Source organism: Mycobacterium sp. NTMscope_MAC_12, assembly GCF_976985675.1.
This window is the reverse complement of sequence record NZ_CDRJYY010000001.1, coordinates 5,936,693-5,951,417: the sequence shown is the minus strand read 5'-3', so window position 1 is coordinate 5,951,417 and position 14,725 is coordinate 5,936,693. Positions and strand designations below refer to the sequence as shown.

Here is a 14,725-nt window from a genome sequence, read left to right as displayed (position 1 = left end):
GCATACCCGAAACCCGAGATCTGCAAACCCTTCTCTCACGGGAGAACGCGCAGGCCCCACCTGTCCAGCAGCGGATTGATCAGCATGAAGTAGGTCGTGTAGTCGTCCCCGTCGGGCGAGGACATCAATAGACCGACCGCGCTCACGGTGCCGTCCGGGTTCATCACGAAGCCGGGACTGCCGCTGTCGCCGTCGAGGCTGAACACACTGGCTTCGACCACGTCACCGTCGATGCCTTTGATCGCGCCGCACGTCTCGCCCGTCACCGCGCCGATCTTGCAGAAAGGCATACCGGGCTGAATCTGCGCGCGGCTCAACACATCCCGAACCTGATACCTGCCACCCACGTCGCCCACCGGCATGCCGACACTCGGCTCGAGGCGGATGATGGCTGCGTCCCGCTTGGCGCCCTCATGCTCGCTGGCCGAGATTCTGCCGAGCGGGGCATCGTTGCCATACGTCCACTCCGAACCGTCATGCGCGTCGCAGTGCCCGCTGGTCATCAGGTAGTAGCTGCCGTCGGCCCCCTGTGCCGCGAATCCCGCTGTGCACCTGCCGGATTCATGATCGACCCCCATGCCCGGTGCCGGGGGCGGCGACGGCAGAGCCGGGGGCGGCGCTGCCGCAGCGGTTTTCGCCACCGCCGTCCCAGCCACCATCAGGGCCCCGACGAATCCCAGCCCCCGCAACCACGGCATGCTCACGCCGACCCCCTCCGCTTGCGCCCGGCAGATAGTAGCAGCGCCACACGTCTCAGATACGCTGGCGGCCAGCGGGTTCCGTGTGGGCGGTTCATCCGGCGTCGACGTGCCGCGCAAGGAATTCCAGCACGGCGCCGGCGAAGATGTCGTTGCGGTCGCCGGCGACCATGTGTCCCGCACCGCGGACATCGGTGAATTCGACTTGGGGAAAACGCGCCAGGAATTCGTCGGCGCGCTCCTGGCTGACGAGGTCGCTCATCTGCCCGCGGACGAGCAGCATCGGCACCCCGCCGCGCAGGATCGCCTCCACGGCCGCGTGCATCCGATCGGGATCGGTGACCTCGAACGGTGGGAATGCCGCAGTGCCGCTGATGAACTGGGGATCCCAGTGCCAATACCAGCGGTCGCCGCGGCGACGCAGGTTGGTGGTCAGGCCATCCAGATCGGTTGGTCGCGGCCGATGCGGGTTGTACTCGGCGATCGCGTCGGCGACTTCGTCGAGTGAGCCGAACCCCGATTCCACCCGCTCGGCCATGAACGCATGTATCCGGTTCGCGCCGGACTGGTCCATGTTCGGGACGATGTCCACCAACACGACCGCACTCGCGATGCCCGGGGACAGCTCCCCCGCGAGCAGCATCGACGTGAACCCGCCCAACGAGGCACCGACCAGCACGGGTCGCGGCGGCAGCGTGCGCAGCACCTCTTGGACGTCGCCGGCGAAACTGACGACGCGATAGTCGCCGTCACCGGACCAGTCCGATTCGCCATGGCCGCGCAGGTCGACGGTGACGGCCTGCCACCCGCGCGCGGCGACCGCGGCAGCGGCCTTGCCCCAGGAACGGCGGGTCTGCCCGCCGCCGTGCAAGAACACCACGGCGCGGGCGTGAGGATCCCCGAGGCGGTCGGCGACGATCTGGACCCCGCCGGGACCCCGGATCGTAAACGGTTCAGCTGCCGTGGGCACCAGGTGATACTAAGGCGCCCCGAGCCGGTGCCCGCATTCGCTTGACGTCGATAGCGTGCAGCGGCGTCAATTTAGGGGAGGTCGGGTCGGTGCCGCACGGGACGGACCGGAGCGAAGGAGAAGACATGCACCTCGACGAGTACATGTCGCTGGATGCGACCGCCCTGGCCGAACTTGTCGCGCGCAAGCAGGTCACCCCGGCCGAACTCCTCGCGTTGGCGCGGCAACGAGCGGACGCCGTGAACCCGCGGTTGAACGCCATCGTTCGTCGCCTCGACCATGTCGCCGACGCCCAAGCCGCAGACCCGAACCTGAGCGGGCCTTTCGCCGGTGTCCCATTCCTGCTCAAAGACCTCGGCCAGGAGTACCGCGGCTTTCCCACGTCGTGCGGGTCACGGTCGCTGGCCAACGATGTGGCCGACCGGCACGCGCTGGTCACGCAGCGGTTTCTGGACGCGGGCCTGGTGATCTTCGGGATGACCAATACTCCCGAATTCGGGGCCAAGGGCGTAACGGAACCCGACTACTGGGGTCCCGCCCGCAACCCGTGGAACACGAAGCACACGCCCGGCGGCTCGTCAGGCGGATCCGCGGCAGCGGTGGCAGCCGGCATCGTTGCGGCCGCCGGGGCCAACGACGGCGGCGGGTCGATCCGAATCCCCGCCGCCTGCAACGGACTCGTCGGCCTCAAGCCCAGCCGGGGCTTGGCGCCCTACGGCCCGCAGACCGGCGAGATGCTGTTGGGGATGGCGACCCAGGGGGTGGTGTCGCGCACTGTGCGCGACAGTGCCGCGCTCTACGACGCGATCGTCGGACAGCAACCCGATGGGGCCTACCGGGTTGCATTGCCCGACAAGCCATTCAGCGAACTCATCCAACGTCGTCCGGAAGCGCTGAGAATCGGATACTCGGCGCGCTCGGCCATCAACCCGCGGCCGAGCCCGGAGGCCGTCGGCGCGGTCGAGAAGACCGCCGTGCTACTGGGCGAACTGGGCCATCAGGTCGAGGAGGTCGCCCCGCCGTACGATGATGCCGCGCTGGGCCGTGACTTTCTGACCATCTGGTTCGCGCAGCTTCACCACCAGGTCGCCGACATCAAGCGGCGAACCGGCGCCCGCGACAGCGACTTTGAGGCCGATAGTTTGGCCGTCAGTGAACTCGGCCGATCCGGGGGTGTCCTCGCGGTCATGTCCGCACTGGAAAACAGGAACGACTACATCCAGTCTCTGGCCAAGTTCCACGGCGCCTACGACTACTTCCTGACCCCCACCCTGGCCACCCCTCCCCTGGAGGTGGGCGCCACCACGACGTCGGCGGTGTTGCAGCGCGCGGCCCGAGTGATCAGCAGGCTCCGTGCGGGAAAACTCATGGGGCTCAGCGGAATTCTCGACGAACTCATCCAGGAGAGCCTGGGCTGGGTGCCCTACACGCAGTTGGCGAACCTCACCGGGCGCCCCGCGATCAGCGTCCCCCTGCATTGGACACAGGGTGGCCTTCCGCTGGGTGTGCAATTCGTGGGGAAGTTGGGCGCCGACGGCGGCCTCCTGCAGTTGGCCGCCCAACTCGAAGAGGCGCACCCATGGGCTCACCGACATCCGGCTCCGGCCACGAATTAGCCCCTGCCGCAATCAGTTTTATGCCGGCCGCTCGGTGCCCTGCTGGCCGCCCGGCTGGCCGCGCTGCCCCCGCCAGAGACTGGCGAACCGTCGGGCGATGTCACCCAGGCGGCCGCCCGCGTGTTGGGAAGCCTTGATGCGGCCCAGGGTTTCCCGGCCTTCTTTCGCGTAGTCCTTGACCGATTCGTCGCCTTCCTCGGCACGCATATCCGTCCTCCGATCCTGCTCGGTCGCGTTCGTTATTCCGGGGCGTGACGCTCGGGCGGTTCCGATGGCGTCAACCGCTCCGGCGGCTCTGTCGGCGTGAGCCGTTCGGGCGTTTCGGTCGGCGTGAGCCGCTCCGGTTTCTCGTCCGGTGTCCCCGGCTCCCGCGGCTCTGAATTGCCTGGCCGCTCCGCCGAAAGCGGCCTGAGGTCCGTATCGCTCATGCTCAGCCCTTCGATCGGCTCACATCCGCGTACCCGCGGCACCCGGGCCCCCAAACGCCGTCGGCCTAGGAAGAAGGGCCCGCGGCGTCGCAGGTGCCGCGGCGGGATCGGCCGCTTACACTCCAACGGTGGTAGATCTGGCGCAAACGAGGTCGGCAGTGAAGAAAGTCCCGCTGAGCATCGGAATCGCCGTCGTCGTGTTGCTCGCCGTTTTCGCGATACCGATCAAACAGCGATGCGGGGCGCCGGGCTACCCGTGCGCGTCGACACTGGATACCAAGGGCAATGCCCACTACTACTACGAGGTCGAACCCGCGGGTGTCTATCTCGCCGAAATCGTCACCGGCACCAACATCACGCTCTTTTACTCCGCGGGTGAGGACCTGGTCAAAGCCCGCTAGCACGGCTGGGAGACAACATGCGCATCCGCAGAATTGCCGGGACCACGGCGGCCGCCGGAATGCTCGCGGCGGCGATGCTGACCGTGAGTACGCCGACGCACGTGGCCCGCGCCGCCGTGGGGCAACACCCCTGTGGCGCAAATGCGCTGTGCCCCAACGCCCCCGCGCCCGACGGCGGTGACCAGGCCGCCGCCGAGCGCGCGATCATCGACGGCTACGTCAAGAAACAAGTCGGATGCACACCGACCATGCCGCCCAACCCGGTGTCCATCGCGTGGGATCCCCCGGGCTTCACGCCCGGGGTGGGCGGCTCCGGCCTCATCCACGATGCCAACCCGGCGCTCGGCGGCCAGTATCGCGCCGACTACGTCGATGGCCGATGGCGCATCGAGTACCTGTACTGCTGACGGCGACGGTTTGCTGGCCCGTCCCGGTCGATGCCGGTCCGCTACGAGGTATCCGTGCGGTAACGAGTTCGGCTCGATCGCTCTCCCGCTCGAGGCCCGCCGGCGATCAGCGCGGCCACTCCCCCGCACCGCCCGACCAAAACAGCCTGGTAGAGCGGCGATCGTGGCCGCGAATCGCGCCGACCGGGCCCGCCGAACTCGCTCGCGACGGCCGTCGACGGGCGCTCTCGATTGGGGCCTTCACAGCAAGCTAACGCATACTTGTCACCATGCTCGAAGCGACATCGCCGCTAACCGCCGTTGCGGGGTCCGGTGATGCGCTGGGTGTGGGCAGAGGTTTGTGATGGCCCGCTCGGGCGGCGCCCATCGCCGCCATCGAGCCGTCCGTCAACCCTCTCGATTCCGTAAAGGGCTGACGCGCACCTTGGGCGCACTGGTTTCCGTGGCGGCGGTCGGGTTGACCGGCGCCGGGTATTACGTGGCGCACGGCGCGCTGGGTGGCATCACCGTTTCCAACGCACTGCAGCCCGACGACCCGCGGTCCAGCGGCGACAACATGAACATCCTGCTGATCGGCCTGGACTCGCGGAAGGATCAGGACGGCAACGACCTGCCGTATTCGATCCTCAAGCATCTGCACGCGGGCGATTCCGACGACGGCGGCTACAACACCAACACGCTGATCCTCGTGCACGTCAGCGCCGACAACAAAGTGGTCGCCTTCTCGATCCCGCGCGACGACTGGGTGCCCTTCACCGGGGTCCCGGGATACAACCACATCAAGATCAAAGAGGCCTACGGGCTGACCAAACAGTACGTCGCGCAAAAGCTGGCCAACCAGGGGACGAGCAGTCAGAAAGAGCTCGAGACCAAGGGCCGCGAAGCGGGCCGGGCGGCGACCCTGCGCGCGGTGCGCAGCCTGACCGGCGTCCCGATCGACTATTTCGCCGAGGTCAACCTGGCCGGTTTCTACGATCTGGCGCAGACGCTGGGCGGCGTCGAGGTGTGCCTGAACCACGCCGTCTACGACTCGTATTCCGGCGCCGACTTCCCGGCCGGCCGCCAGCGACTGGACGCTTCCGAGGCCCTGTCGTTCGTCCGGCAGCGGCACGGCCTGGACAACGGCGACCTGGACCGCACCCACCGCCAGCAGGCGTTCATCTCGTCGGTCATGCAGGAGCTGCAGGCCGCCGGCACGTTCACCAACATCGACAAGCTCAAGAACCTGATGGCGGTGGCGCGCAAGGACGTGGTGCTCTCGTCCGGCTGGAATGACGAGATGATCCAACGGCTCGGCGGGCTCGCCGGCGGCAACCTGGAATTCCGGACGCTGCCGGTGGTGCGCTACGACAACATCGATGGCCAGGACGTCAACATCGTCGACCCGACCGCGATCAAGGCAGAGGTGGCGGCGGCGATCGGCACCGACGCACCGTCGACCGCGACCACCACGACGGCCGTCAAGCCCAATCCGTCCACGGTCGTCGACGTGGTCAACTCGGGCAGCATGAGCGGGCTCGCCACCGAGGTCTCGCGCGCGCTGAAGAAGAAGGGCTACACCCCGGGCCAGGTCCGCGACCGCGAGTCCGGCGAGCCGACCACCAGCTCGATCGAGTACGGCGCCGGCGCGCAGACCGATGCGAGCAACGTGGCCAACCTGCTGGGCCTCGACGCGCCCAAACAGCCCAGCCCCGGCGTCCAACCCGGCCACATCCGGGTGACGGTGGATACCAACTTCTCGATCCCCACACCGGACGAGACGCAGATGGACGACGTCACGAGCACCAGCACCACCACGTCGACCAAGGCCAAGTCCTACTACTACAACGGCACCACCACGACCTACCCGACGCCCGATCAGGGAAAGCCGATCGACGGCGGCGGCGTGCCCTGCGTCAACTAGCCGCCATCAGGCGTGCGGCGATCGCAAGCGCGGCGAAGCCGGGCGCAGCGGGTCGCCGCCATCAAGCGCAGCGGCGATCGCAAGCGCGGCGAAGCCGGGCGCAGCGGGTCGCCGCCATCAGGCATGCGTGCCGCCGTCCATGCGGATCTCGGTGCCCGTGATCCAGGCCCCGTCGTCGGACACCAGCATGGCGATCACCCCGGCCACCGCGTCGGGTCCGGCCATCCCGGTGCCGCTGGACTCCGTCGTGGTCGGCAGGACCGGCATCAGCCGCGAAAACAGCGACCAGTCAGCGTCTTTCGGAATGTATCCGCCGGTGGCGTCGGTGATCCCGGATTTTATGCTGCCGGGCGCCACGCACACCGCACGCAGGCCCTCGCGCGCGAATTCGAGCGCCAACGAGTGGGTGAAGGCCTGGATGCCGCCCTTGCTCGCGGCGTAGGCGGCCATGTAGGGATGGGCGAACGAGGCCGACGTGGAGCTGAAGTTCACGATCGCGCTGCGCGGGTTCGCCAACAGGGTGTCGAGCGCTTCACGCACCACCAGAAAGGTCCCGGTCAGGTTCACGCCGACGATCTGGTTCCACAGTTCGAGGCTGGTCTCGCGGGTGTGGGCGGCCCGCAATATGCCGGCGGCATTGACCAGCGAATCAAGGCCGCCCAGCCGCCCGACGGCCAGGCGTACGCCGTCGATCACCGACTCCTCGCTGCCGACGTCCATCGGCAGGGTGGTGAGCCGGTCGGCGGTGCCGGCTTGCTGGGCGCGGGCCCTCGTCGTGTCCAGGCCGTCGGCTGCCACGTCGGCGGCCGCCACCGCGGCGCCCTCGTCGAGCAAGCGCAGCGCGGTCGCCTGCCCGATGCCCGACGCGGCGCCGGTCACCAGGATCCGCCTGCCCTCGAGTCGCTTCATCACTTCTCCCGTTCGCTAGGCGCGGCGACGATTAGGGTGCCACCACCCCGCGCAGCGCGTCCTCGCCGTACATCTGCACCATCATCGAGGAGTAATCCGGACCGCGACGCAGAATGTGTCCCCCGTCGACGTTGATGCACTGGCCGGTGATCCAGGCGGCCGCGTCGCTGAGCAGGAACATCGCCAGGTTGGCCACGTCTTCGACCTCACCGACCCGCGGCAGCGGGGTGCACAGCGCGTAGTCGCCGCTGATCTCCGGTGACTGGATCACGCTCGCGTCGACCAGATCGGTGCGGATCAGGCCCGGTCGGATGCTGTTCACCCGCACCCACGACGGGCCGAGTTCGTCGGCGGCCAGCATCATCATGTGGTCGATCGCCGACTTGGTGACCCCGTACGGCCCGAACCACCGGTGGGTGTTGCTGGCCGCGATCGATGAGATCCCGATGAACGAGCCGCCACCGCCGCGCACGAGCTCGCGCCCCACATGCTTGAGCACGTACATGGTGCCGTTGACGTTGAGGTCGACGGTGTTTCGCCACGCCTCCGAGTCGGTGTGGGTGATCGGCCCCACGGTCAGCGAGCCACCCGCGCAATGCACCGCGCCGTGCAGCCGCCCGTGCCAGGCCGTCGCCGCGTCGACCGCGCGGGCCACCTCGTCCTCGTTGGTGACGTCGGCGGGCTCGTAACGAATGGAGCCGCCGCCGGGCAGGGTTTCGATCTCCTTGACGGCCCCGGCGAGTCGATCGGCATTGCGGCCGACGATCATGACCGAGGCGCCGGCCGCGACCAGCCCGGCCGCCACGCCCTTGCCGATCCCGCTACCGCCGCCGGTGATCAGGTATGTCCGGTCTTGGAAAGCAAGCTGCACGCGAGGCCCTTTCAAACTGGAACAAGTTTTAGCTATAGAAGCATGTCCCCTCGGGGGGAATATCGCTACCCCCGGTCTCGTTAGGCGCTCTGGCGCGCGGCGCTACGGGGTATCGCGGCGCGCCAGCTTCGTCGGCTTGGCGTTGCGCCAGTCCTCGACGTCGGGCGGCAGGCCGATCGGATACCTGTTCTCGTTGTGGGCCGCCCAGTGCGCGTGGCCCAACTCGTGGATGTGGAACGCGTGCCGCAACGCCTCGGTGAAGCCCATCGCGTCGGAGGCGGCGTTGACCGAATCCTTGATCAGCATGGCCGCCATCGTGGGCCGCTCCGCGATGCGGCGCGCGAATTCCAGTGTCTTGTCGGCTAATTCGTCGACCGGGAACACCTTGGACACCATGCCCAGCCGGTAGGCCTCGTCGGCGTCCAGCGCATCACCGGTCAGCAGCAGCTCTTTGGCCTTGCGCGGGCCGAATTCCCAAGGGTGGGCGTAATATTCGACCCCGGGCATGCCCATCCGCACGCCGACCACATCGCTGAACTTGGCGTTGTCGGCGGCGACGATCAGGTCACACGCCCAGATCAGCATCAGGCCCGCCGAGATCGCGTTGCCCTGGACCTGGGCGATCGTGATCTTGCGCAGATCGCGCCAGCGGCAAGTGTTTTGGAAGAAGTAATGCCACTCCTGCAGGTAGGTCTTCTCCGCGACCGGATCGCGGGTGGCGCCATTGATCCGAAACGTCGGATGCTGCCCCGCACCCGGCGCCCGCTCGGCCAGCGCCAGCTCCGAGCCGAGGTCATGACCGGCGGAGAAGTTTTTGCCGCGGGCGGCCAGGATGATCACCCGGACGGTGTCGTCGGCCTCCGCGCGCAGGAATGCCTCGTCGAGCTGCACCAGCAGGCCGCGGTTCTGCGCGTTGTGGGCGTCGGCCCGGTTGAGCCAGATGCGCGCGATGCGGCCCTCGTCGAGAGTTTCGTAGGTCACCAGCTCCTCGGCGCTGGCGTTGCCCGCCTGCGCGCCGGCTTGCTCGGAGAGAGTCATTGGCCCACCTCGCTTGTTGTCAGCTCGAATTGTTTACAGATTACGGCCAGTGTGTAACCGGGGCCGCGCTGGGGGGACGCGCCGCGAACCCCTGGCAGGGGCACGCCCCGGCCGATCGTGTCTTCGCGAGCGGCGCGGCGAATCCCTGCAAACCAGCCATAAATGCGTCCGACGCCCGTTAGCTGGTGAGACGGGCTGCGGCCGATCACGCGCGTCGCCTACAGTTAAGTCATGCCTACGAAATCTGATCCTGGCGAAATCGGTGACGTCGAGCCGGTGGCGGACAGCACTGCGAGCCAGGCCAGGCGGGTCGTCGCGGCGTACGCCAACGACGCCGACGAATGCCGGGTTTTTCTGTCCATGCTGGGTATTGGGCCGGCGAAACTCGACGCGTAAATGGCTCCCGGGGGAGGGCGAAGCTCCAAGGCAGCCAAATTCGGGAAATCCGACTTCGTCGTCGTTGCCAACCGGCTGCCGGTAGACCGGGAGGTGCTTCCTGACGGCAGCACGGCCTGGAAACGCAGCCCCGGGGGACTGGTCACCGCCCTCGAGCCGCTACTGCGGCGCCGGCGCGGCGCGTGGGTCGGCTGGCCCGGCGTCGTCGACGAGGACGTCGACAACGAAGACGAGCCGATCGTCCAGGAGGACCTGGAACTGCGGCCGGTCAAGCTGAGCGCGGACGACGTCGCCGAGTACTACGAGGGCTTCTCGAACGCCACGCTGTGGCCGCTGTATCACGACGTCATCGTCAAGCCGCTCTACCACCGCGAATGGTGGGATCGCTACGTCGTCGTCAACCGCCGCTTCGCCGAAGCGACCTCGCGTGCCGCCGCGCGCGGCGCGACCGTGTGGGTGCAGGACTATCAGCTGCAACTGGTCCCGGCGATGCTGCGCGAGATGCGGCCCGACCTGACCATCGGCTTCTTCCTGCACATCCCCTTCCCGCCGGTGGAGCTGTTCATGCAGATGCCGTGGCGGACCGAGATCGTCGAGGGCCTGCTGGGCGCCGACCTCGTCGGATTCCACCTGCCCGGCGGCGCGCAGAATTTCCTGTTCCTCTCCCGGCGGCTGACCGGAGCCAACACCTCGCGCGGGGCGGTCGGGGTGCGGTCGCGGTACGGCGAGGTCGAGCTCGAGTCCCGCGTCGTCCGGGTGGGCGCCTTTCCCATCTCCATCGACTCCGGCGCACTCGACAAGACGGCCCGGCACCGCGCTATCAGGCGCCGCGCCAAGGAAATTCGTGCCGAGCTCGGCAACCCCCGCAAGGTGCTGCTCGGCGTCGACCGGCTCGACTACACCAAGGGCATCGACGTTCGGCTGAAGGCGTTTTCGGAGCTGCTGGCCGAAGGGCGGGCCAAGCGCGACGACACGGTGCTGATCCAGCTGGCGACACCGAGCCGCGAGCGGGTGGACAGCTACCAGCAGCTGCGCAACGACATCGAACGCCAGGTCGGCCACATCAACGGTGAATACGGCGAAGTCGGGCATCCGATGGTGCACTACCTGCACCGGCCGGTCCCCCGCGACGAACTCATCGCGTTCTTCGTGGCCGCCGACGTCATGCTGGTCACCCCGCTGCGCGACGGGATGAACCTGGTCGCCAAGGAGTACGTCGCCTGCCGCAGTGATCTCGGCGGTGCGCTCGTGCTGTCCGAATTCACCGGCGCCGCCGCCGAACTGCGGCAGGCGTACCTGGTCAACCCGCACGACCTCGAGGGGGTCAAGGACGCCATCGAGGCCGCACTCGACCAGTCCGTCGAGGAAGGACGGCGGCGCATGCGGTCCCTGCGCCGCCAGGTGCTCGCCCATGACGTTGATCGCTGGGCGCGGTCATTCCTCGACGCGCTCGCCGAGGCGCGGCCCCATGGCGCCGATTAGCCCGGATGCGCCGAGAACCCATGGTGTTGGCGCGCCAACGCTGTGATACTCGGGTGCAGCGTCGCACGCGAAGGAGAAAGAGTCACATGAAGCTCCGTCACGGTCTGGCCGCGGGTGCCGCGATCTTCACGGCCGTCGCAACGGGAATCGCGTTGCAATCCGGCGAACCGGCCAAAGCGCTCGGGCCGCCCGCGGACGGCACCTACGCCTACAACGAGGCGGGCGTTTCCGGGGTCACCTGGACGATCTCCGCACTCTGCGACCAGCCGTCCGGGACCCGGAACATGAACGACTATTCCGACCCGATCGTATTTGCGATGAACTGCGCGCTGAACATCGTGAGTTCGACGTCCGAGCAGATCAGCGCCGCCGACAAGCTGCAGAACTTCAGCGGCCGGGCGCGCATGTCCAGCATGCTGTGGACTTTCAAGGTTCAAAAGGACAACGGCGTGGCCTGCCCGGGCGGAGGCACCGCGCCGTCCACCGAAACCTTCGCGTTCAGCGACGAAACGATGAGCGGCACCCACACCACGCTGCACGGGGCGGTGTGCGGGCTGCAGCCGGAGATGAAAAAGCAACCATTCTCGCTGGCGATGACCGGGCCGCCGCCCAGCCCCATCGAGCGTTACCCGTTGTACTGCAACGGCATTGCGATGTGCTACTGAGCTAGATCGGCGTGATGTAGCCGATCAGCCATTGCTTGCCGATCTTCTTGAAGTCGACCCGCAACCGGCTGCCGTCATACAACGGCTGGCGTGACTTATCGGTGACCGTCCGGTTCATGTAGACCATCACCGACGCCGAATTGCGTTGGGCGGACATGACTCCCACGCCCACGACGTTGGCCTGCACCACCACTTCGCGCTTCTTGGCTTCCGGGATGATCTGCGTGTTGGCGCTCTTCTGGAACTCCGCGCGATAGTCGGGGGTCAACAGCGGGTAGGCGGCCGACAGGCTGCGTTCGACGGTTTGGTAGTCGTAGGCGAAGACCTCGGGTATTTCCTTGGCCGCCAAGCCGGGCAACACGGCGCGCGCCGCCTGCTCACCGCGGACCTCGACCCGATCCCAGTACATCCAGCCGGCCACCGCGGACAACCCGACGAACGCCACGGCCAGAAGGCAACCCGCGACGATGAGCAGCCAACGCCGCCATCGCATCAATTACCCCCGTCGGGATACTTCAGGTCGTAGCCGCTCATCCGCCCGGAGTCGTCCTCGTGCACGATGACACGCAACCGGTAGGGCATGGACGGCTTGTTGACCCCGTCGATGTCGGCGACAGTGACGCGAACCGACACCAACACCGACGCGTTATCGGTAACGGTGTCAATGCCTTCCAGCGCGGCGCCGTTGACGACGGCTTCGGATGTCGCGTTGGTGGAGCGGAACAGGCCTTTGAGGTTTTCGACGTTGTTGTTGGCGCTGAGCATGCCGCGCAGCGGGCCACTGGTCCCGTTGACGAACCGGTTGACGCTCTCGTCGATGTTGTCCTGCTTGTAGCTGAACATGTTGACCACGGTCTGCGTCGCGGTGTCGACGAAACGTTGGTCGCGCGCCTGCGCCGCGGTGGCGTGGCGGTGCTGGACGATCAAGAGGGCCACGCATCCGGCCAACGTCCCCACCGCCACCAGCGCCGCCGCGAATGAGATCCACGCCACCAGGGCGCGGTGCGGCTGGCGCCGCGGTGGCGGCTTGATGGACTTGAGGGCCTTGGGTTTCGCCGGCCGCTTCGGCGCGGCCGGGCCCTCGGTCTGGACCGTGACGTCCCGGGTCGACTCACTCTTGGCGGGACCCGCCGCGCGCGAGGCTCGACGACGAGCTCGCGGCTTGGTTGTTTGTTCGTCTGCCACGACAGGGTCCATTACACGGTCCATTACATCGGCCTTGGATCAAGCATGAGGTCCACCCAATTCTCGGCGCCGGAGGTTCCGGTGGCGCCGGCGGCGAAGATACCAGTGCCGCCTGCCGGATCGACAAACGCGCCGGTCTTCTCGTCATAGGTGGCGTAGGCCGGCCCGCTGGCCTGTGGCTGTCCCCCGGGCGGCGGGCCCCACGGCTTCTCCGGTCCGGGGGCCGACGGCGGCGGGTTGATCCCCAGCGGCGGTGCCGGCGGGGGCAGCCACTTCGGATACGGAAGCTGCGGCGGCACCGGCGGCACCCCCGGTGGCTGCCACGACGTGAACGGCGGCGGCGGCCCGTTGTCGTTGGGTGGCGGCGGGGCGAAGGCAGGCTGCTTGTTGGGCAACGGCCCCGGCCCGGGCACCACGCCCGGGGGCGGCGGCCCGACGATCGGTGTCCCGGGATCGGGTTCCGCGTCCGGTGGGATATACGGGAAGTGGTTGGGCGGCAACACGTTCAGCCCGTTGGTCATCGGGGTGTCGTAGGGCACCGGCGGGCCGCGCCACGGGTTGCGGCCGATCGGCACGTAGCCCTTCGGGTCGCGGCAGAGCTGAATCGTGGGGGCGCGTTTTCCGGGAAACTCCTGGCAGGGATAGTTGCGGGCGCCGCGCACGGTGCTGGGATCGTTCTGGGCGGTCTTGCAGTACATGTCCCTCGGAAGCTCGCGCACCGTCTCATCGGCCGGTGTGCGCATCAACGGCGGGGGCAGGAAGCCGACGGCGCACGGCGGCGGGTCGTTGAGGTCGAGCTTGAAGTCCAGCTTGGCGCCTTCGTCCTGCGGCCCGCCGCCCGCGGCGGTGGTGATGGCCGCGAACAACGCCGGCAGGACCACCAGCAGCTGTTCGATCGACTTGTTGTAGATCACGCCCACCCGTCCGAGGTTGGCCAGGCTGGCGGCCAGGGCCGGGAAGGCGGGGCGGATGCCGGAGAACGCGGTGCTGGCCTCGTCGGTGGCCCCGGGGGCCGTGGCCAGGGTGTCGCGCAGCTGCGGGTCGGCCTGACGGACCTCGGAGGTGAACCGCGCCAACCCGTCCGACAGCGACTTGATGTCCCCGCCGGCGCGGATCTGGGCCTGCAGGAAGGGGCCGGCCTGGTCGATCAGCTGCGAGACTTGCGGATAGTTGGCGTTGGCCTCGTCCACCAGCAGCCGGGCCGACTCGAAGAGCCGCGCGAGCTCGGGGCCCGAGCCGTTGGCCGCAATGAACGTCTCGTGCAACAGCTCACGCAGCCGGGTGTCACCCAGGCTGTTGACCAGTGTCTCCGCCCGCTTCAACAGGTTGGCGACGTCCTGGCCGATGCGGGTGTTCTGCCGCTCGATGCGAGATCCGTTGGTCAACTTGCTCGATGCCGGTGCGCTCGGGGGCACCAGGTCGATGTACTGCTCGCCGACCGCCGACACGCTCTTGACGGTGGCGGTGACGTTCGACGGGATGGCGGTCTCGCTGTTCAGCCGCATCTGGGCGATGACGCCGTTGGGGCTCAGGCCCACCGACTCGACGCGGCCGACGGCAACTCCGCGGTAGGTGACATTGGCGTTCTTGTACAGGCCGCCGCCGGCAACGAAATCAGCGCTCACGCCGTAGGTTCCGATGCCGAACGTCGCGGGCAGCCGCAGGTAGAAGATCGCCATCACGGTCAAGGTGATCGCCGTGATCACGGCGAAGATCGCCAGCTGGATCTTGGTCAGTCTGTCGTGCATCTGCGCCC

The 14,725-nt window shown here is 67.9% G+C and carries 16 protein-coding genes; 7 read left to right on the top strand and 9 right to left on the bottom strand.

Going from position 1 to position 14,725, the window contains the following annotated elements; genetic code table 11:
- Nucleotides 1-35: 35 nt before the first annotated feature.
- Entirely contained in the window at nucleotides 36-704 is a 669-nt protein-coding gene (locus tag AC0KS4_RS27840) for a S1 family peptidase (protein ID WP_238955715.1), read from the bottom strand.
- A gap of 88 nt (nucleotides 705-792) precedes the next feature.
- Nucleotides 793-1,668, bottom strand: coding sequence for an alpha/beta fold hydrolase (locus AC0KS4_RS27835; RefSeq protein WP_238955714.1), 876 nt, complete (start codon nucleotides 1,666-1,668; stop codon nucleotides 793-795).
- Between the two features lie 125 nt (nucleotides 1,669-1,793).
- On the opposite strand from AC0KS4_RS27835, the gene AC0KS4_RS27830 reads away from it, so the two are divergent.
- Nucleotides 1,794-3,284, top strand: a complete 1,491-nt coding sequence (locus tag AC0KS4_RS27830; RefSeq protein ID WP_238955713.1) for an amidase — start codon at nucleotides 1,794-1,796, stop codon at nucleotides 3,282-3,284.
- A gap of 18 nt (nucleotides 3,285-3,302) precedes the next feature.
- On the opposite strand, the gene AC0KS4_RS27825 is transcribed toward AC0KS4_RS27830, so the two are convergent.
- Nucleotides 3,303-3,491 carry a hypothetical protein gene (locus tag AC0KS4_RS27825; RefSeq protein ID WP_238955712.1) on the bottom strand — a complete coding sequence of 63 codons (189 nt, stop codon included), beginning with the start codon at nucleotides 3,489-3,491 and terminating at the stop codon, nucleotides 3,303-3,305.
- A gap of 379 nt (nucleotides 3,492-3,870) precedes the next feature.
- Between AC0KS4_RS27825 and AC0KS4_RS27820 the strand changes: the two genes are divergently transcribed.
- From AC0KS4_RS27820 to AC0KS4_RS27810, 3 genes are all read left to right on the top strand, one after another.
- Complete coding sequence (locus AC0KS4_RS27820; protein ID WP_225327892.1) at nucleotides 3,871-4,113, top strand: hypothetical protein; 243 nt, start codon at nucleotides 3,871-3,873, stop codon at nucleotides 4,111-4,113.
- Between the two features lie 17 nt (nucleotides 4,114-4,130).
- Complete coding sequence (locus tag AC0KS4_RS27815) at nucleotides 4,131-4,520, top strand: integrase (RefSeq protein ID WP_238955711.1); 390 nt, start codon at nucleotides 4,131-4,133, stop codon at nucleotides 4,518-4,520.
- 343 nt (nucleotides 4,521-4,863) lie between these two features.
- Nucleotides 4,864-6,423 (top strand): LCP family protein, encoded by a 1,560-nt coding sequence (locus AC0KS4_RS27810; protein WP_225327894.1) that lies wholly within the window; start codon nucleotides 4,864-4,866, stop codon nucleotides 6,421-6,423.
- A 117-nt stretch (nucleotides 6,424-6,540) separates the two neighbouring features.
- On the opposite strand, the gene AC0KS4_RS27805 is transcribed toward AC0KS4_RS27810, so the two are convergent.
- The 3 genes from AC0KS4_RS27805 to AC0KS4_RS27795 form a co-directional block, all read right to left on the bottom strand.
- A complete protein-coding gene (locus AC0KS4_RS27805; RefSeq protein ID WP_238955710.1) occupies nucleotides 6,541-7,332 on the bottom strand; it encodes an SDR family NAD(P)-dependent oxidoreductase in 792 nt (263 codons plus the stop codon).
- Between the two features lie 31 nt (nucleotides 7,333-7,363).
- Nucleotides 7,364-8,203, bottom strand: coding sequence for an SDR family oxidoreductase (locus tag AC0KS4_RS27800; protein WP_238955709.1), 840 nt, complete (start codon nucleotides 8,201-8,203; stop codon nucleotides 7,364-7,366).
- A 102-nt stretch (nucleotides 8,204-8,305) separates the two neighbouring features.
- The gene (locus tag AC0KS4_RS27795) at nucleotides 8,306-9,241 is read right to left on the bottom strand and encodes an enoyl-CoA hydratase (protein ID WP_225327897.1); all 936 of its coding nucleotides are present in this window, start codon (nucleotides 9,239-9,241) and stop codon (nucleotides 8,306-8,308) included.
- Between the two features lie 231 nt (nucleotides 9,242-9,472).
- Here AC0KS4_RS27795 and AC0KS4_RS27790 point away from each other — a divergent pair, with 231 nt between their 5' ends.
- From AC0KS4_RS27790 to AC0KS4_RS27780, 3 genes are all read left to right on the top strand, one after another.
- Nucleotides 9,473-9,637 (top strand): hypothetical protein, encoded by a 165-nt coding sequence (locus AC0KS4_RS27790; RefSeq protein WP_008263763.1) that lies wholly within the window; start codon nucleotides 9,473-9,475, stop codon nucleotides 9,635-9,637.
- Nucleotides 9,638-11,119: an alpha,alpha-trehalose-phosphate synthase (UDP-forming) gene (locus AC0KS4_RS27785; protein ID WP_225327898.1), complete on the top strand. Its 1,482-nt coding sequence runs from the start codon at nucleotides 9,638-9,640 to the stop codon at nucleotides 11,117-11,119.
- 86 nt (nucleotides 11,120-11,205) lie between these two features.
- Entirely contained in the window at nucleotides 11,206-11,784 is a 579-nt protein-coding gene (locus AC0KS4_RS27780; protein ID WP_225327899.1) for a hypothetical protein, read from the top strand.
- Between the two features lies 1 nt (nucleotide 11,785).
- Here AC0KS4_RS27780 and AC0KS4_RS27775 read toward each other — a convergent pair whose 3' ends face one another.
- From AC0KS4_RS27775 to AC0KS4_RS27765, 3 genes are read right to left on the bottom strand one after another with little or no spacing between them, the layout of a single operon-like run.
- Nucleotides 11,786-12,277, bottom strand: coding sequence for a mammalian cell entry protein (locus AC0KS4_RS27775; RefSeq protein ID WP_238955708.1), 492 nt, complete (start codon nucleotides 12,275-12,277; stop codon nucleotides 11,786-11,788).
- Entirely contained in the window at nucleotides 12,277-12,981 is a 705-nt protein-coding gene (locus AC0KS4_RS27770) for a mammalian cell entry protein (RefSeq protein ID WP_225327901.1), read from the bottom strand. Before AC0KS4_RS27770 ends, AC0KS4_RS27775 begins: the two co-directional genes overlap by 1 nt.
- A gap of 11 nt (nucleotides 12,982-12,992) precedes the next feature.
- Nucleotides 12,993-14,717, bottom strand: a complete 1,725-nt coding sequence (locus tag AC0KS4_RS27765) for a virulence factor Mce family protein (protein WP_225327902.1) — start codon at nucleotides 14,715-14,717, stop codon at nucleotides 12,993-12,995.
- Nucleotides 14,718-14,725 lie beyond the last annotated feature (8 nt).